This is a genomic window from Bradyrhizobium sp. Ken64 (assembly GCF_055807555.1).
The window spans coordinates 18,583-40,773 of the sequence record NZ_JBVVPA010000029.1; the positions used below are offsets into that span (position 1 = coordinate 18,583).

The 22,191-nt window shown below is 63.3% G+C and carries 20 protein-coding genes and 1 pseudogene; 15 read left to right on the top strand and 6 right to left on the bottom strand.

The annotated features are described in order from the left end of the window. The first annotated feature begins 181 nt into the window (after positions 1 to 181). The gene (locus AC0L2F_RS31490; protein WP_035975127.1) at positions 182 to 856 is read left to right on the top strand and encodes a Crp/Fnr family transcriptional regulator; all 675 of its coding nucleotides are present in this window, start codon (positions 182 to 184) and stop codon (positions 854 to 856) included. 13 nt (positions 857 to 869) lie between these two features. Here AC0L2F_RS31490 and AC0L2F_RS31495 read toward each other — a convergent pair whose 3' ends face one another. Together AC0L2F_RS31495 and AC0L2F_RS31500 are read right to left on the bottom strand one after the other, a co-directional pair. Further along, positions 870 to 2,132 carry an MFS transporter gene (locus AC0L2F_RS31495; protein ID WP_473251045.1) on the bottom strand — a complete coding sequence of 421 codons (1,263 nt, stop codon included), beginning with the start codon at positions 2,130 to 2,132 and terminating at the stop codon, positions 870 to 872. Between the two features lie 123 nt (positions 2,133 to 2,255). Beyond that, on the bottom strand, positions 2,256 to 3,098 hold the full coding sequence (locus AC0L2F_RS31500; protein ID WP_473251046.1) for a uroporphyrinogen-III synthase: 843 nt from the start codon (positions 3,096 to 3,098) through the stop codon (positions 2,256 to 2,258). Positions 3,099 to 3,253: 155 nt separating this feature from the next. Between AC0L2F_RS31500 and purU the strand changes: the two genes are divergently transcribed. Beyond that, on the top strand, positions 3,254 to 4,117 hold the full coding sequence (gene purU / locus AC0L2F_RS31505) for a formyltetrahydrofolate deformylase (protein WP_473251047.1): 864 nt from the start codon (positions 3,254 to 3,256) through the stop codon (positions 4,115 to 4,117). A 39-nt stretch (positions 4,118 to 4,156) separates the two neighbouring features. Here purU and AC0L2F_RS31510 read toward each other — a convergent pair whose 3' ends face one another. Beyond that, positions 4,157 to 4,441, bottom strand: a complete 285-nt coding sequence (locus AC0L2F_RS31510; RefSeq protein WP_473251048.1) for a hypothetical protein — start codon at positions 4,439 to 4,441, stop codon at positions 4,157 to 4,159. 523 nt (positions 4,442 to 4,964) lie between these two features. On the opposite strand from AC0L2F_RS31510, the gene AC0L2F_RS31515 reads away from it, so the two are divergent. From AC0L2F_RS31515 to AC0L2F_RS31540, 6 genes are all read left to right on the top strand, one after another. Beyond that, positions 4,965 to 6,155, top strand: a complete 1,191-nt coding sequence (locus AC0L2F_RS31515) for an ABC transporter substrate-binding protein (protein ID WP_063995649.1) — start codon at positions 4,965 to 4,967, stop codon at positions 6,153 to 6,155. 166 nt (positions 6,156 to 6,321) lie between these two features. Beyond that, positions 6,322 to 7,191, top strand: a complete 870-nt coding sequence (locus tag AC0L2F_RS31520) for a branched-chain amino acid ABC transporter permease (protein WP_007612509.1) — start codon at positions 6,322 to 6,324, stop codon at positions 7,189 to 7,191. 8 nt (positions 7,192 to 7,199) lie between these two features. Beyond that, positions 7,200 to 8,228, top strand: a complete 1,029-nt coding sequence (locus tag AC0L2F_RS31525; protein WP_473251049.1) for a branched-chain amino acid ABC transporter permease — start codon at positions 7,200 to 7,202, stop codon at positions 8,226 to 8,228. Continuing rightward, positions 8,225 to 8,980: an ABC transporter ATP-binding protein gene (locus tag AC0L2F_RS31530; RefSeq protein ID WP_007612502.1), complete on the top strand. Its 756-nt coding sequence runs from the start codon at positions 8,225 to 8,227 to the stop codon at positions 8,978 to 8,980. The genes AC0L2F_RS31525 and AC0L2F_RS31530 overlap by 4 nt, the downstream gene beginning before the upstream one ends. Continuing rightward, positions 8,973 to 9,689 carry an ABC transporter ATP-binding protein gene (locus AC0L2F_RS31535; protein WP_473251050.1) on the top strand — a complete coding sequence of 239 codons (717 nt, stop codon included), beginning with the start codon at positions 8,973 to 8,975 and terminating at the stop codon, positions 9,687 to 9,689. The genes AC0L2F_RS31530 and AC0L2F_RS31535 overlap by 8 nt, the downstream gene beginning before the upstream one ends. Before the next feature lie 21 nt (positions 9,690 to 9,710). Further along, complete coding sequence (locus AC0L2F_RS31540; RefSeq protein ID WP_473251051.1) at positions 9,711 to 10,829, top strand: cobalamin-independent methionine synthase II family protein; 1,119 nt, start codon at positions 9,711 to 9,713, stop codon at positions 10,827 to 10,829. A 143-nt stretch (positions 10,830 to 10,972) separates the two neighbouring features. On the opposite strand, the gene AC0L2F_RS31545 is transcribed toward AC0L2F_RS31540, so the two are convergent. Next, positions 10,973 to 12,691, bottom strand: coding sequence for a caspase family protein (locus tag AC0L2F_RS31545; RefSeq protein ID WP_473251052.1), 1,719 nt, complete (start codon positions 12,689 to 12,691; stop codon positions 10,973 to 10,975). 174 nt (positions 12,692 to 12,865) lie between these two features. Between AC0L2F_RS31545 and AC0L2F_RS31550 the strand changes: the two genes are divergently transcribed. The 6 genes and pseudogenes from AC0L2F_RS31550 (at position 12,866) to AC0L2F_RS31575 (ending at position 20,253) form a co-directional block, all read left to right on the top strand. Then, a complete protein-coding gene (locus AC0L2F_RS31550) occupies positions 12,866 to 14,221 on the top strand; it encodes a hypothetical protein (RefSeq protein ID WP_007612489.1) in 1,356 nt (451 codons plus the stop codon). Positions 14,222 to 14,282: 61 nt separating this feature from the next. Further along, positions 14,283 to 15,479, top strand: coding sequence for a methionine adenosyltransferase (metK, locus tag AC0L2F_RS31555; RefSeq protein ID WP_007612488.1), 1,197 nt, complete (start codon positions 14,283 to 14,285; stop codon positions 15,477 to 15,479). Between the two features lie 202 nt (positions 15,480 to 15,681). Then, positions 15,682 to 17,103, top strand: a complete 1,422-nt coding sequence (gene ahcY, locus AC0L2F_RS31560) for an adenosylhomocysteinase (RefSeq protein WP_007601979.1) — start codon at positions 15,682 to 15,684, stop codon at positions 17,101 to 17,103. 158 nt (positions 17,104 to 17,261) lie between these two features. Further along, entirely contained in the window at positions 17,262 to 18,722 is a 1,461-nt protein-coding gene (locus tag AC0L2F_RS31565; RefSeq protein ID WP_473251053.1) for a flavin-containing monooxygenase, read from the top strand. A 313-nt stretch (positions 18,723 to 19,035) separates the two neighbouring features. Next, positions 19,036 to 19,191, top strand: coding sequence for a hypothetical protein (locus tag AC0L2F_RS31570; protein WP_007612486.1), 156 nt, complete (start codon positions 19,036 to 19,038; stop codon positions 19,189 to 19,191). 132 nt (positions 19,192 to 19,323) lie between these two features. After that, positions 19,324 to 20,253, top strand: a pseudogene (locus AC0L2F_RS31575) (aspartyl/asparaginyl beta-hydroxylase domain-containing protein). A 6-nt stretch (positions 20,254 to 20,259) separates the two neighbouring features. On the opposite strand, the gene AC0L2F_RS31580 reads toward AC0L2F_RS31575, so the two are convergent. After that, positions 20,260 to 20,802: a Spy/CpxP family protein refolding chaperone gene (locus AC0L2F_RS31580; protein WP_473251054.1), complete on the bottom strand. Its 543-nt coding sequence runs from the start codon at positions 20,800 to 20,802 to the stop codon at positions 20,260 to 20,262. Positions 20,803 to 20,933: 131 nt separating this feature from the next. Here AC0L2F_RS31580 and AC0L2F_RS31585 point away from each other — a divergent pair, with 131 nt between their 5' ends. Then, positions 20,934 to 21,392: a YybH family protein gene (locus tag AC0L2F_RS31585; protein ID WP_473251065.1), complete on the top strand. Its 459-nt coding sequence runs from the start codon at positions 20,934 to 20,936 to the stop codon at positions 21,390 to 21,392. Positions 21,393 to 21,466: 74 nt separating this feature from the next. On the opposite strand, the gene AC0L2F_RS31590 is transcribed toward AC0L2F_RS31585, so the two are convergent. Continuing rightward, positions 21,467 to 22,168, bottom strand: coding sequence for a fumarylacetoacetate hydrolase family protein (locus AC0L2F_RS31590; protein ID WP_007612477.1), 702 nt, complete (start codon positions 22,166 to 22,168; stop codon positions 21,467 to 21,469). Positions 22,169 to 22,191 lie beyond the last annotated feature (23 nt).

Below are 22,191 nucleotides of genomic sequence, written 5' to 3' on the forward strand. Positions count from 1 at the left end.
CATCGCCCGAGGTGGTCCTCAATAGGGGAAAGCGCTATTTTGAAATGTCTCCCGCCTGACAATTCTGCGACAAAGTTTTCGGGTGGAAGCAACCTCCGTCTTTCGTCGGATGGTAGCCGAAACGGTCATGCTGCATTGCAGCAGAACAGGAGTGGCGAACGGTGCGGCTGGCTTCGGGATCATGATTTCAGAGGATCAACTGAAGCGCGTCGCTGCCTGGTCGCGCGAGCTCACGCAAGCGGAGATCGCGGTCGCTCGTGGCGGGATCACGGAGCGGTCCTACGGCACCGGCGAGACCGTCTTCATGCGCGGCGACACGTTCGACTATTGGGCCGGCATGGTCTTCGGCCTTGCCCGGATGGGCGGAGTCTCGCGCGACGGCAAGGAGACGAGTCTTGCCGGGCTGACGGCAGGGGCCTGGTTCGGCGAGGGCAGCGTGCTCAAGAACGAGCCGCGCCGTTATGACGTGGTCGCGCTGCGCAACAGCCGCGTCGCATTGATGGAACGCAGCGCCTTCATGTGGCTGTTCGAGAACAGCGTCGGCTTCAACCGCTTCCTGGTACGCCAGCTCAACGAGCGGCTCGGCCAGTTTATCGGCATGCTCGAGGTCAACCGCACGCTGGACGCGACTGCGCGGCTTGCCCGCAGCATTGCCTCGCTGTTCAATCCGATCCTCTATCCGGAGTCCACGGCGCATCTGGAGATCACCCAGGAGGAGATCGGCGCGCTTTCCGGCATGTCCCGCCAGAATGCCAACCGCGCGCTGAACCGGCTGGAGAAAGAAGGCTTGCTCCGGCTGGAATATGGCGGCGTCACCATCCTCGATATCGAGCGGTTGCGCGGGTACGGGGATTAGGATTCCTCGTTCGTCAGCGCGTATTGGCGGGGGCGTGCACCGGCCAGAGGTCAGCGCGCCAGCGCACCGCGATCGCCATCATTGCGATGAACCCCGATACGGCATAGAGCGACCCCGTCGCGGAATAGCCGATGATGTCGATCAGGCTGCCGGCCGCGAGCAATCCGAGCGGCAGACCGTAGATCACCATCATCCGCACGCCCATCACGCGGCCGCGAAGGTGTGCGCTGGCCGTGCGCATCAGGATGACGGCAGCTGATATCATCGACATGCTCTGGGCGATGCCGGCGAGCACGAGGCAGGCCATCGCCACCGGCATGGTCCTGATCTCGACGAACACCAGCAGCATGGCGTACCACGCCAGCGTCGCGCCGATCAGGAGCCGGGCAATGCGCACTCCGCTGACGAGGCTGAGCGTGATGGAGCCGATCAGCGAGCCGACGGCGAAGCTCGCGGAGAGATAACCGAGGCCGGTCTGGTCGGTATGAAAGATGTCCCGCGCGATGTAGGGCAGCAATCCGCCGGTGAAAGGAAATGCGGTCAGGTTGGCCAGGAAGGCGACGCACAGCGCCGCGCGCATCCCCGGACCATTCCAGGCGTAGACGATCCCTTCCTTCAAATCGCCCAGCAATCTTGAAACGACGCGGCTGTCTGCCGGAAGATCAGTTGTGGCAATGGTCCGTTCCGGCCGGGTCAGGCAGAGCATGAGAAGCGCGGCCACGAGATAGAGGCAGACGATCACCACGTAAACGAGGCCAATGCCGAGGACGGCAAACAGTCCGGCGCCTGTCAACGCGCCAGCGATGCGCGCGCTGTCCTGGGTCGTGCGCGCAACGCTGATCGCGCCCACCAGTTGCTCGGTCGGCATGATCTCGGCGAGCAGCGCGCCGCGAACGCCAAGGTCCGAGGGGCGAATCAGGCCCATGATTGCGACGATGATCATGACGCCTGGCGGGGTCAGGTGACCGGTCAGCGCCAGAGTCATGATGGTCGACGCCAGCACCATATAGGCAAGACGCATCGCGACCAGGAGATCGCGATGACCCATGCGGTCGCCGATCATGCCGAACACCGGCGCCACCAATGTCCCGACGAACTGGAGCGACGCAAGCACGGTGAGCAGCAGCACCGAGCCGGTCTCGACCATGATGTACCAGCCGAGCACCAGCGTCTCGATCTCGAATGCCCAGGAGGTGAGCAGATCGGACGGCCACTGGAAGCGATAGTTGCGGATGCGGAATGGCGCGAGCGCGGAGGGGCGTGCGGGTGTGCTCAAGGCGCGATGGCGCGTATCACGGCGATTCCCTTGCCTTGTTGTTTCTTCTTGCTGTTCGGCAACCTAGCGCTGACGGTGCGCGTGTCAATCGCAGTCGCCGCAGGCCGCCCCCGCGCTCGGCTGTTACCTCGCCGCAGGCCTCGGCTTCCGCTCCGCGAGCGCCGTAGCCATCGCTGAAATCAGCGGACGCATGAAATAAGCTTCATCCGGGGGCGAGACGTCCGTGCGCAAACCAAGCGCGGTGAGCTCGGCCGAGACCGCCGGTCCTACCGACGCGATCAGCGTCCGCTCGAGGCCCGCGCGCAGCTTCGCCTCGCTGCCATGGGCTCTCGCGGCTTCGATCAGCCGTCGGACCTGGCCGAGATTGGTCAGCGCGACCGAATCGATTCGCCCTTCGGCCATGTCGTCGATGGCGGCGACGATGCTGGCATCCGCCGCCTTGGAATCGTAGGCATAGGGCAGCACGGTATCGACTTCGGCACCTTGCGCCGAGAGCGCACCGGTCAGCGCGCTGTGATCCTTGTCGGGATAGAGCTGGAGGCCGAGGCGGTGTCCCTTCAAATCGAGATTGCCGAGCATCTCGATCACGCCCTCGGTGGTCGGCTTCTCCGTGGTCTGCTGCGCCTCGAGCCCGATTTCGCGCAATGCCTTGCCGGGCTTCGGACCGCGGGTGAATTTTCGCGATCTGGCAAGCGCCGCCACGAGAGCCTGGTCGAGTCCTCGCGCGACGGCGAGCTTCATGATCCGCCGCAGCCCTTCGCCGGTCATCAGCACGAGATCGTCGAAAGGCTTGTCGATGGCGCGGCGGATCCAGGCCTCGACCGGGGCGGGGTCCGGCGCATCCTGGATTGTGAACATCGGGCATTGCACGACCTCGGCGCCTTGCTCGGCCAGCAGCTTCGAAAACTGCGCCTCCTCGCGCGTTTCCAGGATCAGGATGCGGGTGCCGTTCAAGCGGTCGGCCATGGTGAACTCCGGTCAGTCAAAGCAATGGTGCGTTCATCCTGACTCGACGGTCGGGATTGGCGCAAGGTGGGGTCGGTGATAGAGCAGGGCGCAAATCGCGGGTCGTTCCGCAGCCGCTGCCCAAACCTTCATCAAGGCCCATTGTTTCAAAGACCATGCCCGATCATCAATATGTCCTGACCCTGTCCTGTCCGGATCGTCCCGGCATCGTCTCGGCGGTGTCGACCTTCCTGGCGAATTCCGGACAGAACATCCTCGACGCCCAACAGTTCGACGATATCGAGACCAACAAGTTCTTCATGCGGGTGGTGTTCACCGCCGCCGATCTCGCCGTAGAGCTGTCGGCGCTGCAGACCGGCTTTGCCGCGATCGCCGAGCGTTTCGGCATGGATTGGCAAATGCGAGATCGCGCCGCGCATCGCAAGGTGATGCTTTTGGTGTCGAAGTCCGACCACTGCCTGGTCGACATCCTCTATCGCTGGCGCACCGGCGAGCTGCCGATGACATTGGCCGCCATCGTCTCCAACCATCCGCGCGAGGTCTATGACGGGCTCGATTTCGGCCGAGTTCCGTTCCACTATCTGCCTGTTACGAAAGAGACCAAGCGCGAGCAGGAGGCGCAGATCCTCGACCTTGTCGCCAAGACCGGGACGGATCTCGTCGTGCTGGCCCGCTATATGCAGATATTGTCCGACGATCTCTCGGCAAATCTGTCGGGACGCTGCATCAACATCCACCACTCGTTCCTGCCGGGTTTCAAGGGCGCAAAACCCTATCACCAGGCCCATGAGCGTGGCGTCAAACTGATCGGCGCCACCGCGCATTACGTCACGCGCGACCTCGACGAGGGCCCGATCATCGATCAGGACGTCGAGCGCATCAGCCATCGCGACACGCCTGAGGATCTCGTCCGAAAGGGCCGCGACATCGAGCGCCGCGTGTTGGCGCGCGCGATCCGCTACCATCTCAACGACCGCGTCATCCTCAACGGCCGCAAGACCGTGGTGTTCGTGGATTGATTTGCTTCGCTCTCGCCGCAAGCGGCGAGGGGGCGCAACTTAACGCGCCGCGGTGCCGGACGCCGAGCCCGTTGCGCCCTTCTGCGCCTGCTCTTCCTTTTCGCGATCCGCTGCCGGCATCAGTCGCTTGCGCTCGCGCTCCTTCATGTAGGCATCGTATTGCGGCGTGCCCGCCCGCGGCGGGGCGTCCGCCGGCAAGCCGCCGGCCCATTGCGGGACGTAGTCGCCCATGCCGGACGAGAGCTTTTCGTTGACGGTGCCGCAGCCGGACAGGCCCGCCGAGAGCGCGAGAAGGATCAGGAGGGAACGCAAGGATCTGGGCATTGTATGGAGGGCGCGAGGTCAGTCGTGTTGGACGCCAGATAGGCTGTCGCCGGGAGAGTAGCTTTCAACAAGGTAAAATAGACTTATTCGAGGTAGGTAATTTAATACCGTGGTGTGCCGACCTGGACCCTGCCGATGTTCAAATTCTGCAAACAAAAGACGAAATCCTCCATCCACCCGGGTGGCAGCGTTTCTAGACTGCAGCAGGGCTTGCGACAAAGTCGCTTCATCCGAGATGGGGCTTTTTCGTTGACAGGTCCATTTTGTTTGTACAATCGTACAAAAGATAGCAATCACAGTCACGATGCCCGGGTTACCTGAACGTGACCCGATATCGCATCTGCCGTCGGCAATCGGAACGCTCGGCTTGCGCCGAAGGGTCGCCAAACGTCCGATTGACAATAAGGGCGCGAAAGACGCCATGTTGCGCGCGACATCACGCGTGCGTGAGCTAGACTTAAGGCAAGGATCGGGCACTCGGTCCGGCGCACAAGCGATCAGGAATGAAGGGGAGGGACATCTGATGTTCGAACGCAAACAACTGTCTCATAAGACTGCTTGGGCCGCGGCAGCTGCCGCCATCGCAGGCCTTGTGGCCGTCGCTCCGGCCAAGGCCGAGGACAGCGTCAAGGTCGGCCTGATCCTGCCGATGACCGGCGGCCAGGCCTCGACCGGCAAGCAGATCGAGAACGCGATCAAGCTCTACATGCAGCAGAAGGGCGACACCGTCGCCGGCAAGAAAATCGAGATCATCCTCAAGGACGATGCTGCGATACCCGACAAGACCAAGACGGCCGCGCAGGAGTTGATCGTCAACGACAAGGTCCATTTCATCGCCGGCTTCGGCGTGACCCCGGCCGCGCTCGCGGCCGCGCCGCTGGCCACGCAAGCCAAGATCCCGGAAGTCGTGATGGCGGCCGGCACCTCCATCATCACCGAGCGCTCGCCCTATATCGTGCGCACCAGCTTCACGCTGGCGCAATCCTCCACCATCATCGCCGACTGGGCGGTGAAAAACGGCATCAAGAAGGTGGCGACGCTGACCTCGGACTATGCGCCGGGCAATGACGCGCTCAACTTCTTCAAGCAGAACTTCACCGCCGGTGGCGGCGAGGTGGTCGAAGAGGTGAAGACGCCGCTTGCCAATCCCGATTTCGCACCGTTCCTCCAGCGTATGAAGGATGCCAAGCCCGACGCGATCTTCGTGTTCGTGCCGGCCGGCCAGGGCGGCAACTTCATGAAGCAGTATGCCGAACGCGGGCTCGACAAGGCCGGCATCAAGGTGATCGGACCGGGCGACGTGACCGACGACGACCTCCTCAACAACATGGGCGACGCCGTGCTGGGCACCGTCACCGCACACCTTTATTCGGCGGCGCATCCCTCGCAGATGAACAAGGATTTCGTCGCGGCCTACAAGAAGGCGTACGGAAACCGGCCGGGCTTCATGGCGGTGAGCGGCTATGACGGCATGCACCTGATCTACGAAGCGTTGAAGAAGACCAATGGCGACACCGACGGCACCAAGCTGGTCGAAGCCATGAAGGGCCAGAAGTGGGAGAGCCCGCGCGGCCCGATCTCGATCGACCCCGAGACCCGCGACATCGTGCAGAACATCTACATCCGGAAGGTCGAGAAGGTTGACGGCGAGCTCTACAACGTCGAGTTCGCGACCTTCGAGGCCGTCAAGGATCTCGGCAAGACCAAGAAATGACACGCGAAAGCCCGTCATTCCCGAGCGCGCACTAGCCGCGCATCGGGGATCTCGCCCGCCACTCTCGTCATGCCCGGGCTTGACCCGGGCATCCACGCGAGAGCCGAACCAGGAACGTGGATGGCCGGGACAAGCCCGGCCATGACGATAACGCCAAGCTGAGACGATGACCTCAATCCTCACCAACCTGTTCGATGGCGTTGCCTACGGCATGCTGCTGTTCGTGCTGGCTTGCGGGCTCGCGGTCACGCTCGGCTTGATGAACTTCGTCAACCTCGCCCATGGCGCCTTCGCCATGGCCGGCGGCTATGTCTGCATGGTGCTGGTCAACCGGATGGGCTGGCCATTCTTCGCTGCATTGCCGCTTGCCTTCGTCTCCTCTGCTGCGATCGGCATCGTGCTCGAGCGCACGCTGTACCGACACCTCTATGCGCGCAGCCATCTCGATCAGGTGCTGTTCACGATCGGCCTGACTTTCATGTCGGTCGCGGCAGTCGATTACATCCAGGGCTCCTCGCGGGTCTTCATCAACCTGCCGGCCGCGCTCCAGGGCCAGTTCGACGTGTTCGGCGTCGGCATCGGCCGCTACCGCCTGATGATCATCGTCATCTGCGGGCTGCTCACCATCGGTCTCCAAATGGTGCTGGCCAAGACGCGGTTCGGCAGCCGTCTGCGCGCCGCGGTCGACGATCCCCGCGCCGCGAGCGGCCTCGGCATCAACGTGCCACAGGTGTTCGCCTTCACATTTGCCTTTGGCTGCGGCCTGGCCGGTCTCGGCGGCGCGCTGAGCGCCGAGATCCTCGGCCTAGATCCGTACTTTCCGCTGAAGTTCATGATCTACTTCCTGATCGTGGTCACCGTCGGCGGCTCGTCCTCGATCACCGGCCCGTTTCTGGCCTCGCTGCTGCTCGGCATCGGCGACGTCGCCGGCAAATATTACGTCCCGAAGATGGGACCTTTCGTGATCTACACCATGATGATCGTGATCCTGATCTGGCGCCCGAACGGTCTGTTCGGCCGCACGGCCGCGCGTTGAGTTCGCCGATGAGCGCCTCCTCCGACGTCGGCTATCACGCCCAGCGCCAGGCACGCTGGCACTATGGCGAGGCCGCTTTCTGGCTGATCGTGCTGGCCTGCGGCTTCGTATTTCCGACGCGTTATTTGATCATGACGGATATCCTGCGGCTCGCGCTGTTTGCGATGTCGCTCGATCTGATCCTCGGCTACGCCGGCATCGTCTCGCTCGGCCATGCCGCCTTTTTCGGCGTCGGCGCTTACGCCGCCGGGCTTCTCGCGCTGCACGGGATCATCAACGAGCCCGTGCTTGCGCTTGTCGTCGCCGGCATTGTCGCGATGGTGCTCGGCTTCGCCACCAGCTTCCTGGTGATCCGCGGCGTCGACCTGACGCGGCTGATGGTGACGCTCGGCATCGCGTTGTTGCTTGAGGCGCTGGCCGAACGCTTCTCCAACATCACCGGTGGCACCGACGGTCTGCAGGGTATCGAGATGCAGCCGATCTTCGGCCAGATCCCGTTCGACATGTTCGGCAAGACCGGGTTCTTCTATTCGCTCGCCGTTCTGTTCCTGTTGTTCCTGTTCGCCCGCCGGGTCGTGCACTCGCCTTTCGGGCTGTCATTGCGCGCGATCAAGAACAACCCGCTGCGCGCGGCGGCTATCGGCATCCCCGTCAACCGTCGGCTGATTGCGATCTACACGCTCGCAGCGTTCTATGCCGGCATCGCAGGCGCGCTGTTCACCCAGACCACCGCGATCGCCTCGCTCGACGTGTTCTCCTTCGAGCGCTCGGCGGACCTGATGCTGGTGCTCGTGATCGGCGGCACCGGCTATCTCTACGGCGGGCTGGTCGGCGCAGTGCTGTTTCGCATGCTGCAGGAATTGTTCTCGACCATCACTCCGCAGTATTGGCAGTTCTGGATCGGCCTCGTGCTGGTCGTGATCGTCCTGGTCGGCCGCCAGCGCCTGCATCGCTGGATGCTCTATGTGCCCAATCTGGTCATCAGGCAGATAGCCGGGCGCAAGGCCGTCGTCGCCGTGCCGGAGAGCGACGCATGACCATCGCGCTCGAAACCCAGAATCTCGAAAAGCAATTTGGCGGTCTGCGTGTCACCCGCGACTTGTCGCTAAAGATCGAACAAGGCGCCCGCCACGCGCTGATCGGCCCGAACGGCGCCGGCAAGACCACGGTGATCAACCAACTTACCGGCGTGCTCAAGCCGAACTCGGGCCGTATCCTGCTCGAAGGCCAGGACATCACCGATCTGCCCGTGCACAAGCGCGTGTTGCGCGGCTTGTCGCGCACCTTCCAGATCAACCAGCTCTATCCCGACCTGACCCCGCTCGAGACCATCGGTCTCGCTGTCTCCGAGCGCCTCGGTCATGGCGGCGACTGGTGGCGGCGGATGGGCACGCGCAGCGACGTCAACGGCGAGATCGCCGACCTCCTCACGCGTTTCCACCTGCTCGACGTCATGAACGAGCAGACCGTGACGCTGCCTTATGGCAAGCAGCGTCTGCTCGAGATCGCGGTGGCGATCGCCGCCAAGCCGCGCGTGCTGCTGCTGGACGAGCCCGCCGCCGGCGTGCCCGAGAGCGAGCGCCACGACATCCTCGCCGTCGTAGGCAGCCTGCCGCGCGACGTGACCGTGCTGCTGATCGAGCACGACATGGACCTCGTGTTCTCCTTCGCCGACCGCATCTCTGTCCTGGTCTCCGGCGCGCTGCTCACCGAAGGCCCGCCCGAGCAGGTCGCGCGCGACCCGCAGGTCAAGGCGGTCTATCTCGGCGAGGAGGCGGTCAATGTCTGAGCTGCTCGCGATCGACTCGCTTCGCGCCGGCTACGGCGAGGCCGTGGTGCTGCCGAACATGTCCCTGCGTCTCGCCGAAGGCCAGGTGCTGGCACTTTTGGGGCGCAACGGCACCGGCAAGACCACGCTGATCAACTCGATCGTCGGCGTCACCCGTCGCTTCTCCGGCACTGTCGGGCTGGCTGGCACCGACGTCACGACCTTGCGACCCGACCAGCGGGCGCGCGCCGGGATCGGCTGGGTGCCGCAGGAACGGAATATCTTCCGCTCGCTCACGGTGGAGGAAAATATGTCCGCAGTGGCCCAGCCCGGTCCCTGGACCGTCGAGAGGGTCTACGAGATGTTCCCGCGGTTGAAGGAGCGGCGGAGCAATTTTGGCAACCAGCTCTCCGGCGGTGAGCAGCAGATGCTGGCAATCGGCCGCGCGCTGACCCTCAATCCGAAAGTGCTTCTCCTGGACGAGCCGACCGAGGGCCTTGCCCCCATCATCGTCGAGGAGCTCTTGAAGGCGATCGGGACCATCACGCGGGCGGGCGGCATCTGCTCGATCATCGTCGAGCAGAATGCCCAAAAGATTCTGGGGCTGGCCGACCGTGTTGTGATATTGGAGCGCGGAACGATCGTCCACGACGCCCCCAGCGCCGCGCTGAAAGCCGACCCGTCGGTCCTCGAGCGCCACCTCGGCGTTGCAGGGGCGGCGGCCCACTAAAAAATTCACGGGAGTTTAAGAATGCAGCGAACCAAAGCCCCCTTCCGCGCCGACGAGGTCGGCAGTCTCCTGCGCCCCGCCAAGATCAAGGAAGCCCGCGCCAGGCTGGAGAAGGGCGAGATCTCAGCCGACGATCTGCGCAAGATCGAGGACATGGAGATCGAGAAGGTCGTGCACAAGCAGGCCTCGCTCGGCCTGAAGCTCGCGACCGACGGCGAATTCCGCCGCTCCTGGTGGCATTTCGACTTCCTGGCCAAGCTCACCGGCTGCGAAATGTTCCACCCCGACACCGGCATCCAGTTCGCGGGCGTCGAGACGCGGCATGATGCGGTGCGGGTGATCGGAAAGCTCGACTTCCCAGATGACCATCCGATGCTGGATCACTTCCGCTTCCTGAAGAAGGTCGCCGACCAGGCTCATGTCACCGCCAAGATGACGATCCCGTCGCCGGCGGTGCTGCACTTCCGCGGCGGCCGCAAGGCGATCTCCAAGGACGTCTATCCGGATCTCGATGCCTTCTACGAAGACCTCGGCAAGACCTACCGCAAGGCGGTGAAGGCGTTCTACGACGCCGGCTGCCGCTATCTCCAGTTCGACGACACCGTGTGGGCCTATCTCTGCTCGCCGGACGAATTGCAGAAGGCGCGCGAGCGGGGCGACAATCCCGACGGTCTCCAGCAGATCTATGCGCGCGTCATCAACTACGCGCTGGCCGAGAAGCCCGCCGACATGGTGGTGACGACGCATGTCTGCCGCGGAAATTTCCGTTCGACCTGGATTTCTTCAGGCGGCTACGAGCCGGTTGCCGAGACCATGCTCGCCGGCACCAATTACGACGGCTATTTCCTCGAATACGACAGCGACCGTGCCGGTGGCTTCGAGCCGCTGCGCTTCCTGCCCAAGGGTAACAAGGTCGTCGTGGTCGGCGTCATCACCTCGAAGTTCGGTGAGCTCGAGAACAAGGACGCGATCAAGCGCCGTCTCGAGGAAGCCGCCAAGTTCGCCCCGCTGGAGCAGCTCGCACTCTCCCCGCAGTGCGGTTTCGCCTCGACGGAGGAGGGCAACGTCCTCTCCGAAGAGGAGCAGTGGGCCAAGCTCAGCCTCGCCGTGGAGATCGCGAAGGAAGTGTGGGGCAATTGAGCTCTACGCAGCCCGCCTCGTGAGTGGCGGTTAACTGGCGCAATACCCTCGGTGTCGTCCCGGCCTAGTGCGCAATTGCGCACGGCCGGGACGACACTGAATGTTAAGTACGACGCTTCGCCTCGCCGCGGCAGACATGCCCCTCACTTCTCCGCCAGATAAACCTCTCCCAGCAGCGACGAGTTCGACCACGGCACCTGCTTGTTCTTCGTGGTTGACACCACCTCCGCCCGCACACGTGTCAGCATTCGCTGCACTTCCAGGCCGGGCGTGCCGATGTGGCGGGAGAGCGCAGCGGAAAACGGCGAGTTGGCACCTTCGCCGTCGAGCGCGACCTGGCCCGGCGCAGTGGCGAAAGCGATCAGCGTGCCGGCGCCGAGCGTCGCGCCGGCGCCCAGGCTCGTTGGCGCTGCGAGGCCCGAGGCAGCTTCGATGGCGCGGTTGGTGCCGGCTGATGCGACCTGCTGTGCCATCGGATTATTGCGACAGGCATCGAAGATCAAAATGTTGGTGCGGACCTGGTCGTCGAGGCCGGCCATGATCGTGTCCATGTCGATCATCGCGTCCGTCATCCTCGCGCCCGGCTTGAGTTCGACGTCGACGGGAATGAGATAGTTGCGGCCGTCGACCTGCACGCCGTGGCCCGCATAGTAGACCACTACGACCTGCGCCCGCGCCGCTTCCCGCAAGAAGTCACGCGTCATCTTCTGCATCGCCGCGCGGTCGAGATCGACGCCTTCTGATACAGTGAAGCCGATGTTGCGCAGGCTCTTCGCAACGGCGCGCGCGTCATTGGGCGGATTGGGCAGCGCCTTGACATGCGCATAGGCGCCGTTGCCGATGATCAGCGCCATGCGCGTGCCGCGCGCGGCCGGGGCAGGCGAGGCGGGCGGCGCGGCACCGGTCTGCTGGGGAGCCGGTGCGTTTGCCGGCTCGGTCGTCGGTGACGGCGCATCGCGCGGGATCGGTGCGCTTGCGTCGGTGATCAGCGACAGCCGCACCTTTGCGGTGGCTTGATTGGCCTTGCTGCCGGCATCGGACGCCGCGATCGCCAGCGTGGCCTTGTAGTCGTCGCTCGCGTGCGCGTAATCGCCTTTCGCCTCATAGGCCAGCGCGCGATGGGTGTAGCCCGAGATCAGCACGCTGTTCGGCGGCGTCATGATATTGACGGGCGGTTTTTCCTTCGCGAGCCGGATCGCATCGCTGCCGTCGGCAATCGCGCGATCGTAATCGCCTCTGACACGCCAGATCGCGGTCCGGTTGATCAGCGGCTGCGGCAGTGTCGGGTCGAGCCGGATCGCCTGGTTGATGTCGGCCAGCGCGCCGTCGAGATCGCCAAGTGCCTCCTTCGCGATACCGCGGTTCTGGAACGAGAACGCCGATCTTGGATTGGCCTTGATCGACATGTCGTAGTCGGCGATCGCCTTGGCGTAATCGCCTTTGCCGCGCCAGGCATTGCCGCGGTTGTGGAAGATGGTGCCATCAGGCGGGCCAAGCTTCAGCGCATCGTCGAAATCAGCGACCGCGATCTCGTAGTCGCCTTTGTCGTAATACGCCGAGCCGCGCAGGTTGTAGACTGCCTGGCTCGGATGGAGCCGAACCGCTTCCGTGGCGTCAGTGATGACCTTGGCGTAATCGCCCTTCTTATTCCAGCCCACCGCGCGCCAGAAGTAGACCGTCGCGAGCTGCTCGCCTTTGAACACCTTCAGCGCGATGATCTTGCTGCAGGCGTCGATCATCTGGTCTGCCGGCGTGGTGTCGGTGGTGCAGAGCGGCCCAAGCTGGTTGCGCGCCTGCGCAAAAGCGGGCGCCGACCACAGGGTTGCGGCGAGCAGGCAGAGCGCGACGAGCAGGCGACGCATTGGCGGTGGTCCCGTAGAGGAGAGGCGTCTGTTTGTTGCCAGGGAGGGGAAGGTGGTTCACGGCCTCGCTGTTGTGCACACGGCAAACGGGGGGTGTCGCTATCCCTATTCCCTCAGTGGGCAGATTTTGCTAGGAGGCGCTACCCAATCCTTCTGCCCACCGCGTCCCACTCCATGAAGAATGACGAAATCCTGAGCCAAATCACCGAGTTCTGCCGTAAGGCGGACATGGCGGAGTCGACGTTCGGCCGGCGCGCGGTGAACGATGGGAAGCTCGTGCACCGGCTGCGCGAGGGCAAGCGCATCACGATCGACACGCTGGACCGGATCCAGGCCTACATGGCCGCATCGATGGCCGGCGGCGTGCCGCCACCGCGGGGGCTTCAGGTGCCGCCGGAAAAGCGCGATCCGCGCGGCAATTTCCGCTTTTTCGAGAATCGGCAGAAATACCTGCTGTTCGTCCACACTTGCAGTGAGAAGCGGGTGGTCGCCGAGCGCGTGGCCCTGGAGCTTGCCAGCATCCATCCCCGGCCGCCGGCGCTGCGCGTGTTCGATGCCGGCGTTGGCGACGGCACCGTGCTGGCGCGCGTGCTGCGCTCGATGCATCAGCGCTTTCCGCACATGCCGTTCTACGTCGCCGGCAAGGAGCTCAGTCTCGAGGACCTCCGCCTGACGCTGGACAAGGTGCCCGATCGCATTTTCGAGCATCCGGCCTCGGTGTTCGTATTTACCAACATGCTCTACGCGGAGGCGCCCTGGCTCACGCCGGCATCACCCGCGGCGGCGGCCGCGACCGTCTGGCATGAGGTTCCCCTGCGGGGTGCTTCCTCGGGCGAGTTCGAGACGCAAATCGCGGAATTGAAGCCGTTTTTGGAGCAGAACTGGCGCGCGGCGGTCAGCCCGCGCACGGGGATGCCTCTTTATGAGCGGCCTGTCGTGCTGGTGCTCTACCGTGAAGACCAGCGGTTTCTGCTTGATTCGACAATTCCACGGCCGGGCCAGGCCGAGGCCAATTTCGACCTCGTTATTGCATCCCAGCCATACCGCGCGCTGTCCTCGGTCAATTTTCGGGCAAAACGGATCATTGCGCCCCTGGCCCGGGCCTTGCGGGCAGGCGGCCGCCTGATCGGAATTCACTCCCACGGCCAGGATCCGGGCATGGAAATGATCCAGGCGATCTGGCCCGGAGAAAACCCTTTCTCTGTGAGCCGTCATGAGCTATTGCGCGCGGTGAAGTACGAGCTCGGCTCGGTGGGCCGCGACTTAAATTTTAATGCTTACGCAGATAACCGCTCGATCTTCAGGTATGATATGGAAGCTCTGCCCAACGAGGTGACAGGCTCTATCGGCACCTCGACGGCCTTTGCAGCGTGGAATGCGGCGGTTTACGTCGCTCAGATTGAGGACGACCGGTTGACGGAAATGACTCAAAACGGCCGCACTCTGGATGCCGCCAGGGACGTGCTGCGAAAGTACAATGGGCTCTGGTTTCTCGACGAATCCTACGTCATCTCGCGCCGGCGTGATTGACATCATTCAAAGCTAAATATCGCAAACGCCCGCCAGCTAGCGGCGGAACAAGGGGTTACTGATGCGCGCGTCCTATCTCTTCACCAGCGAGTCCGTGTCCGAAGGCCATCCGGACAAGGTGTGCGACCGGATCTCCGACGAGATCGTCGATCTGTTCTACCGCGAAGGACCGAAAGCAGGCATCGATCCCTGGCAAATTCGTGCCGCCTGCGAAACGCTCGCGACCACCAACAAGGTCGTGATCGCCGGCGAAACCCGCGGTCCCGCATCCGTCACCAACGAGCAGATCGAAGGCGTCGTGCGCGCCGCGATCAAGGACATCGGCTACGAGCAGGACGGTTTCCACTGGCAGAAGGCCGACATCGAGATCCTGCTGCATCCGCAGTCTGCCGACATCGCTCAGGGGGTCGATGCGCTGCAGCCAGGCGAAGTCAAGGAAGAGGGCGCGGGCGACCAGGGCATCATGTTCGGCTACGCCACCAACGAGACGCCCGATCTGATGCCGGCGCCGATCTTCTACGCCCACAAGATCCTGCGCCTCATCTCGGAAGCACGCCACTCCGGCCGCGAGAAGGTGTTGGGCCCGGACTCCAAGAGCCAGGTCACCGTCCAGTACGAGAACGGCAAGCCGGTCGGCGTGCGCGAGATCGTGGTGTCGCATCAGCATCTGGTCGAGGACATCTCGTCCAAGCAGATTCGCGACATCGTCGAGCCCTATGTGCGCGAGGCGCTGCCGAAGGAGTGGATTACGGCGAAGACCATCTGGCACATCAACCCGACCGGCAAGTTCTACATCGGCGGTCCCGACGGCGATACCGGCCTGACCGGCCGCAAGATCATCGTCGACACCTATGGTGGCGCGGCCCCGCACGGTGGCGGCGCGTTCTCCGGCAAGGATCCGACCAAGGTCGACCGCTCGGCCGCCTATGCGGCACGCTACGTCGCCAAGAACATCGTCGCGGCCGGTCTTGCCGACCGCTGCACGCTGCAGCTCGCCTACGCCATCGGCGTGGCGCGGCCGCTGTCGATCTACATCGACACCCACGGCACCGGTAAGGTGTCGGAGGCTGAGCTCGAGAAGGCCGCCGCCAAGGCGATGGATCTCACCCCGCGGGGCATCCGCAGCCATCTCGATCTCAACCGCCCGATCTACGCGCGCACCTCCGCCTACGGCCATTTCGGCCGTACGCCCGACAACGAGGGCGGCTTCTCCTGGGAGAAGACCGATCTCGTCGAAGCGCTCAAGCGCGCGGTCTAAACGCTCTTACCTCGCCCCGCTTGCGGGGAGAGGTCGCCGCGAAGCGGCGGGTGAGGGGGACTCTCCACTGGCTCAGTGCGCGGATGGAGCCCCTCACCCCAGCCCTCTCCCCGTAAAAACGGGGGAGAGAAAGAAGACTGTGCCGCAAGGCGCTTCGTTTGCTTCGTTACTGACACGCCAGACCCACCACTAGGAAACAGACATGAACGCGAAGCCCGGCTTCACCGATTACATCGTCAAGGACATTTCGCTCGCCGATTTCGGCCGCAAGGAGCTCTCGCTCGCCGAGACCGAGATGCCCGGCCTGATGGCCACCCGCGAAGAATATGGCCCGAAGCAGCCCCTGAAGGGCGCGCGTATCGCCGGCTCCCTGCACATGACGATCCAGACCGGCGTGCTGATCGAGACGCTGGCCGCGCTCGGCGCCGACATCCGCTGGGTCTCCTGCAACATCTATTCGACGCAGGACCACGCCGCGGCGGCGATCGCAGCCGCCGGCATTCCGGTGTTCGCCGTCAAGGGTGAGAGCCTGACCGAGTACTGGGATTACACCGCCAAGCTGTTCGACTGGCACGGCGGCGGTCACCCGAACATGATCCTCGACGACGGCGGCGACGCCACCATGTACGTCCATCTCGGCCTGCGCGCCGAGAACGGCGACACCAAGTTCCTGGACAAGCCGGGTTCGGAAGAAGAGGAAGTCTTCTTCGCGCTTCTGAAGAAGCAGCTCAAGGAGAAGCCGAAGGGCTACTTCGCCGAGATCGCCAAGAGCATCAAGGGCGTTTCCGAAGAGACCACCACGGGCGTGCATCGTCTCTATGACATGCAGAAAGCCGGCACGCTGCTATGGCCGGCCATCAACGTCAACGACAGCGTCACCAAGTCGAAGTTCGACAACCTCTATGGCTGCCGTGAATCGCTGGTCGACGGCATCCGCCGCGGCACCGACGTGATGATGTCCGGCAAGGTCGCGATGGTCGCGGGCTTCGGCGACGTCGGCAAGGGTTCGGCCGCCTCGTTGCGCCAGGCCGGCTGCCGCGTCATGGTCTCCGAAGTCGATCCGATCTGCGCACTGCAGGCGGCGATGGAAGGCTATGAAGTCGTGACCATGGAAGACGCCGCGCCCCGCGCCGACATTTTCGTCACCGCGACCGGCAACAAGGACATCATCACGATCGAGCACATGCGCGCGATGAAGGATCGCGCCATCGTCTGCAACATCGGTCACTTCGACAACGAGATCCAGATCGCGGGTCTGCGCAACCTGAAATGGACCAACATCAAGCCGCAGGTCGACGAGATCGAATTTCCCGACAAGCATCGCATCATCATGCTGTCGGAAGGTCGCCTCGTGAACCTCGGCAACGCGATGGGCCATCCGTCCTTCGTGATGTCGGCCTCCTTCACCAACCAGACGCTGGCGCAGATCGAGCTTTTCGCCAACAACAAGGACGGCAAGTACAAGAAGGAAGTCTACGTGCTGCCGAAGTCGCTCGACGAAAAGGTTGCGCGCCTGCACCTCGCCAAGATCGGCGTCAAGCTCACCGAGCTGCGCAAGGACCAGGCCGACTATATCGGCGTCAAACAGGAAGGTCCGTACAAGTCGGACCACTACCGCTACTGATCGCTGAGCGTATCTATTTTCGACGCAAAGCCCCGGAGCGATCCGGGGCTTTGTTGTCTTGAGCCCGACACACGTGTCTCTTCGCGGTTGTGTCAGGGCCGATTGCCAGTTGACGAGCGATGATCCCGGTCAGACAATCCTTGGCTGCGGAGGGGACAATGGCTCAAGACCATTTCGACGTGCTGATCGTCGGTGCCGGCCTGTCCGGGATCGGCGCGGGCTTCCACCTGCAGACCAAATGCCCGGGCAAGAGCTACGTCATCCTCGAGGGGCGCGATTGCATCGGCGGCACCTGGGACCTGTTTCGCTATCCCGGCGTCCGCTCCGATAGCGACATGTTCACGCTGGGCTATTCCTTCAAGCCCTGGACCGATCCGAAGGCGATCGCCGACGGTGCGCAAATCCTCAACTACGTTCGCGAAACCGCGGCCGAGAACGGCATCGAGAAGCACATCCGCTTCCGCCATCGTGTCAAGCGTGCGGCGTGGTCGACGAGTGAGGCGCGCTGGGCCGTCGAGGCCGAGCGCATTACCGGCGAGGGCGCAATCGAAACCGTGCGCTTCACCTGCAATTTCCTGTTCATGTGCTCGGGCTACTACAAATACGAGGAAGGATATACGCCGGAGTTTCCGGGCGTCGCGGATTTCGCCGGCCGCATCGTGCATCCGCAGAAATGGACCGGCGACATCGACTACGCCGGCAAGCGCGTCGTCGTGATCGGCTCGGGCGCGACCGCGGTGACGCTGGTGCCGGAGCTCGCCAAGACCGCCGCACAGGTCACCATGCTGCAGCGCTCGCCGACCTATGTGGTGTCTCGCCCGGCACAGGATCCCGTCGCCAACAAATTGCGCCGCAATCTCCCGACGCGGCTTGCCTATCACCTGATCCGCTGGCGCAACGTGATGTGGGGGATGTTCTTCTTCCAGCTCAGTCGGCGCCGCCCTGCGAAGGTGAAGGAGCTGGTTCTCAAGGGCGTGCAGATGGCGCTCGGCCCCGATTACGACGTCGCAACCCACTTCACGCCGCGCTACAATCCCTGGGACCAGCGGCTCTGCCTCGTGCCGGATGGCGATCTGTTCAAGGCGATCCGCGAGCAGCGCGCCTCGGTGGTCACCAAAGAGATCGACACGTTCACGCATGACGGTATCCGCCTCAAGGACGGCAGCGAGCTTGCGGCGGACATCATCGTGACCGCGACGGGACTGGTGCTCCAGGTCGTCGGCGGGTTGGAGGTGAGCGTCGACGGCCGCGCCGTCGATTTTGCCAACACGCTGACCTACAAAGGCATGATGTATGCGGATGTGCCGAACATGGCCTCCGCCTTTGGCTACACCAACGCATCATGGACGCTGAAATGCGACCTCACCTGCGAATATGTCTGTCGGCTCATCAACTACATGGACCGGCACAATTTCCGGCAGTGCATGCCGCATAATGACGATCCCACGATTACCGCGCAGCCGTCGCTCGATTTCACCTCGGGTTATGTGCAGCGCTCGGTCGCAAAGATGCCGAAGCAAGGCTCGAAGCAGCCGTGGCGGCTCTACCAGAACTACGCGCTCGACATCGTCTCCTTGCGGTTCGGCCGGATCGACGATGGCGTGATGCAGTATTCCTGATCGCCGCCGTCTTGTCTTGCGCGTGGTAAGCGCCAGCTTCAAATCGATCGCGAGCGCAAGACCAACTGCGTCGCCGCCGAGCCGGAACAGCACAAGATGGTCTCCTCCGCGGTGAGCGTCGCCGCACCCGGCGTCGTTCCCCTCCTGAAGAAGAGCATCGGCGCTCGCCAAGAATCGCAACCGCCAATGCGTTGTTTTGCGTATACGGCCGCTCGGGTGAATCGGCCATGTTCCCCGAACGGTTAACGCCGGATTAACCGCGGAGTCCTAGCCTGTCTCGGCCGGGGTTACTTGCAAGGCCGAGGTGAGCCCAATGGAAGCCCAGAGAATCGCGGTCGACGCCGTCGTCGCGTTGACCGATTGCGACCGCGACGCCGTCATCGCGTTCATCCGCCGCCTGTATCTCGCCGGCGTCACCGACCCCAAGCGCCTGACCTTCAAGGGTCTCCAGGCGCTGTCGCGGGCCTGATTCGGCTCGTTTCGGCCTCAAGTTGCCATCCCTGATCTCCGGAGCGTGATTGCAACCCTCCGGCGAATATCTTGCCGCTCGGGCCGCGTCGGGATAGATCACGTCCCCGGTTAAATCACCGGGGAACGGGGGATGTTAAAACAGCTTTTTGCGCCGCAACTCGTCATTCTCTGTGTGCTGGCGGCATCGACGATCTACGTTCATTTCCGCGGCAAGCAGCGGCTGCGCTTTACGCGCTAGCTCGGCGATCACTCCACCTATCTCGCGCCCTACAATGTGCTGATGTACGCGGGCTCGGCGGTGCCGAACAAGCCGGTGATCCCGGTGGAGCAGTTTCCGGAGCTGAAAGCCCTCAGCGAGAATTGGGAGACCATCCGCGACGAGGCCGTTCGCTTGTTCGACGAAGGCTTCATCCGCGCGGCGGCGAAGAACAACGATTGGGGTTTCTACTCGTTCTTCAAGAGCGGCTGGAAACGCTTTTATCTGAAATGGTATGATGACTTCCTGCCTTCGGCGCGCACGCTGTGCCCGAAGACGGTGGAGCTGCTCAACTCCATTCCGAGCGTACATGGTGCGATGTTCGCAATGCTGCCGCCCGGCGGCAAGCTCGGCGCCCACCGCGATCCCTTCGCCGGTTCGCTGCGATACCACCTCGGCCTTGTCACGCCGAACTCGAACAAGTGCCGCATCCTGGTCGACGGCGTCGAATGCGTCTGGCGCGACGGTGAGGCCTTCATGTTCGACGAGACCTTCATCCACAGTGCGGAGAATGCCACCGACGTCAACCGCATCATCCTGTTCTGCGACGTCGAGCGTCCGATGAAGTACGGCTTCATGACCGCGATCAACCGCTGGGTCAGCCACCACATCGTCAAGGCCTCTGCAACCCAGAACGTCGACGGCGAGAGCGTCGGCGTCCTCAACAAGGTGTTCGGAAAGCTCTACGAGATCCATCTTGCGAGCCGCAAGGTCAAGGCATGGAATCGCAACGTCTACTACACGCTCAAATATTCGCTGACGGCGCTGATTCTCGGCCTCATCGTGCTGTCGGCATTGCGGTGATTGCGTTTAGTGACGGTGCTTGTGTCCTTCGGAGCCATCAGGGCGTTGGTAACCGCGCAACTCAGCGTATCGCTGCTTCTGGCTCGGATCGAGCACGGCAGTTGTCGACAGATGATATTTGAGGTGGCTTTCGCGGAGCAGTGCCTGGGTTTCCGAAATGGCAACGAGGGTCGCCCTGAGTGACTCCGATGTCGCGACGCGGGTGGAGAAGAGCCGGTCCAACTCCGTCTCCTGCTCGACCAGCTTGTTACCCAGCGAAACCGCCTCTTGCTTCATGGCGTCGAAGAGGCGCTGAACCTGGATGCGCTGATCCGCGGTCAACTCAAGCCGATCACCTAATTCAAGAACATGGCTCGGACCGGGATATCCATTGAGCTCGGCGGCAAGCGCCAGGCCCATGCCACGTCCGGCCCGAAGATCGTCGATCTGCTGCTGCGACAGCGCCTTGATGGGGCGATGCTCAAGGCCAGCATAAGGCTGACTGGACTGCGCGCTGGCAATATTGCACGAGATGATAAGCGTGGCCGCGAGCAGGAGAAGGTGTCTCATGAGGCTGGCTCCATGACATCGGCCCGGCTCGTCGATCGATCTCCACCGGTGCTCTCCATATATCTTGCTGGACGGTTCGCCCCATGGCAACAAAGATTGCCGTGATTGAGTTGCCGAACATGGAGCAGGCGATGGCCTCGTTGCCAGTTGCGAACACTGAGCTGCTGCAATTCTTCCGCGCGTGGCTGGAGACCTTCGCGGGCTATGTCCGCGAGGTCGACTATGCTTCGGCACGGCCGCTCTTCCATCCGGATGTGCTGGCTTTCGGCACCCACAACGATGTCATCCCAGGTCTCGAGCAATGGGTCTCGACGCAATGGGACAACGTCTGGCCGAAGACGGCCGACTTCCGCTTCGTCGTCGACCAGGCCTCGATCCTGGCATCGTCCGATGGCACGATGGCGACCGTGATCGTGCCGTGGACGAGCACGGGCTATCATCCCGACGGCAGCGCGTTTCCGCGCCCCGGCCGGGCCACGATGGTGTTTTCAAGACATGGCGATGGTTGGCTGTGCGTGCATTCCCACATGTCGCTCAATCGCGGTGTGCCGCAGGCAAGCCACGCCAATCGGCCGGTGAAGGCCCGGTAGATCAGGCATCGTCCGCCTAATGCAAAAGGCCCCGGGGCATGCCCGGGGCCCTCATATTTGGAGCGCCGTCAGCCTTACTCGGGCTGGCCGATCGAGACCTTCAGCGTGCCGACGCCGTCGACGCCGCATTCGAGCTTGTCGCCGGGCTGGAGCTGCGACACGCCGGCAGGCGTGCCCGTCATGATGATATCGCCGGCGGCGAGCTTCACCTGCTGCGAGAGCTGCCAGATGATCTCGGGCACGTTCCAGATCAGCTCTGTGAGGTCGCCTTTCTGGGCTTCCTTGCCGTTGACCGTCAGCCAGATCTTGCCCTTGGCGGGATGGCCGATCTTCGATGCCGGCTGCACCGCTGAGCAAGGCGCCGAATAGTCGAACGACTTGCCGATCTCCCACGGACGCTCCTTCTTGCGCGAGGCGATCTGCAGGTCGCGCCGGGTCAGGTCGATGCCGACGGCGTAGCCGTAGACATGGTCGAGCGCCTTCTCGGCGGGAATGTTGAGGCCGCCGCTCTTCATTGCGACGATCAGTTCGACCTCGTGATGGAGATCCTTGGTCAGCGGCGGATAGGGAATGGTGGCGCCGTCGGGCACCAGCATGTCGGCGTGCTTGGCGAAGAAGAACGGCGGGGCGCGCTCGTCATTGCCCATCTCGCGGATGTGCTCGAGATAGTTGCGACCGACGCACCAGATGCGGCGCACGGGATAACGGCCACTCTCCCCGACGACGGGAAGAGAAGCCTGGGTCGGAAGCGGGATGACGTAGGAGGCGGCGTTCATGGTGCGATCTCGCTGCTCTTGAG

Bases quoted from the DNA above. Each gene is read 5' to 3' on its own strand.
- AC0L2F_RS31490 (WP_035975127.1), top strand. From the start codon at position 182: ATGATTTCAGAGGATCAACTGAAGCGCGTCGCTGCCTGGTCGCGCGAG.
- AC0L2F_RS31500 (WP_473251046.1), bottom strand. From the start codon at position 3,098: ATGGCCGACCGCTTGAACGGCACCCGCATCCTGATCCTGGAAACGCGC.
- purU (WP_473251047.1), top strand. From the start codon at position 3,254: ATGCCCGATCATCAATATGTCCTGACCCTGTCCTGTCCGGATCGTCCC.
- AC0L2F_RS31510 (WP_473251048.1), bottom strand. From the start codon at position 4,441: ATGCCCAGATCCTTGCGTTCCCTCCTGATCCTTCTCGCGCTCTCGGCG.
- AC0L2F_RS31515 (WP_063995649.1), top strand. From the start codon at position 4,965: ATGTTCGAACGCAAACAACTGTCTCATAAGACTGCTTGGGCCGCGGCA.
- AC0L2F_RS31520 (WP_007612509.1), top strand. From the start codon at position 6,322: ATGACCTCAATCCTCACCAACCTGTTCGATGGCGTTGCCTACGGCATG.
- AC0L2F_RS31525 (WP_473251049.1), top strand. From the start codon at position 7,200: ATGAGCGCCTCCTCCGACGTCGGCTATCACGCCCAGCGCCAGGCACGC.
- AC0L2F_RS31530 (WP_007612502.1), top strand. From the start codon at position 8,225: ATGACCATCGCGCTCGAAACCCAGAATCTCGAAAAGCAATTTGGCGGT.
- AC0L2F_RS31535 (WP_473251050.1), top strand. From the start codon at position 8,973: ATGTCTGAGCTGCTCGCGATCGACTCGCTTCGCGCCGGCTACGGCGAG.
- AC0L2F_RS31540 (WP_473251051.1), top strand. From the start codon at position 9,711: ATGCAGCGAACCAAAGCCCCCTTCCGCGCCGACGAGGTCGGCAGTCTC.
- AC0L2F_RS31545 (WP_473251052.1), bottom strand. From the start codon at position 12,691: ATGCGTCGCCTGCTCGTCGCGCTCTGCCTGCTCGCCGCAACCCTGTGG.
- AC0L2F_RS31550 (WP_007612489.1), top strand. From the start codon at position 12,866: ATGAAGAATGACGAAATCCTGAGCCAAATCACCGAGTTCTGCCGTAAG.
- metK (WP_007612488.1), top strand. From the start codon at position 14,283: ATGCGCGCGTCCTATCTCTTCACCAGCGAGTCCGTGTCCGAAGGCCAT.
- ahcY (WP_007601979.1), top strand. From the start codon at position 15,682: ATGAACGCGAAGCCCGGCTTCACCGATTACATCGTCAAGGACATTTCG.
- AC0L2F_RS31565 (WP_473251053.1), top strand. From the start codon at position 17,262: ATGGCTCAAGACCATTTCGACGTGCTGATCGTCGGTGCCGGCCTGTCC.
- AC0L2F_RS31570 (WP_007612486.1), top strand. From the start codon at position 19,036: ATGGAAGCCCAGAGAATCGCGGTCGACGCCGTCGTCGCGTTGACCGAT.
- AC0L2F_RS31580 (WP_473251054.1), bottom strand. From the start codon at position 20,802: ATGAGACACCTTCTCCTGCTCGCGGCCACGCTTATCATCTCGTGCAAT.
- AC0L2F_RS31585 (WP_473251065.1), top strand. From the start codon at position 20,934: ATGGCCTCGTTGCCAGTTGCGAACACTGAGCTGCTGCAATTCTTCCGC.
- AC0L2F_RS31590 (WP_007612477.1), bottom strand. From the start codon at position 22,168: ATGAACGCCGCCTCCTACGTCATCCCGCTTCCGACCCAGGCTTCTCTT.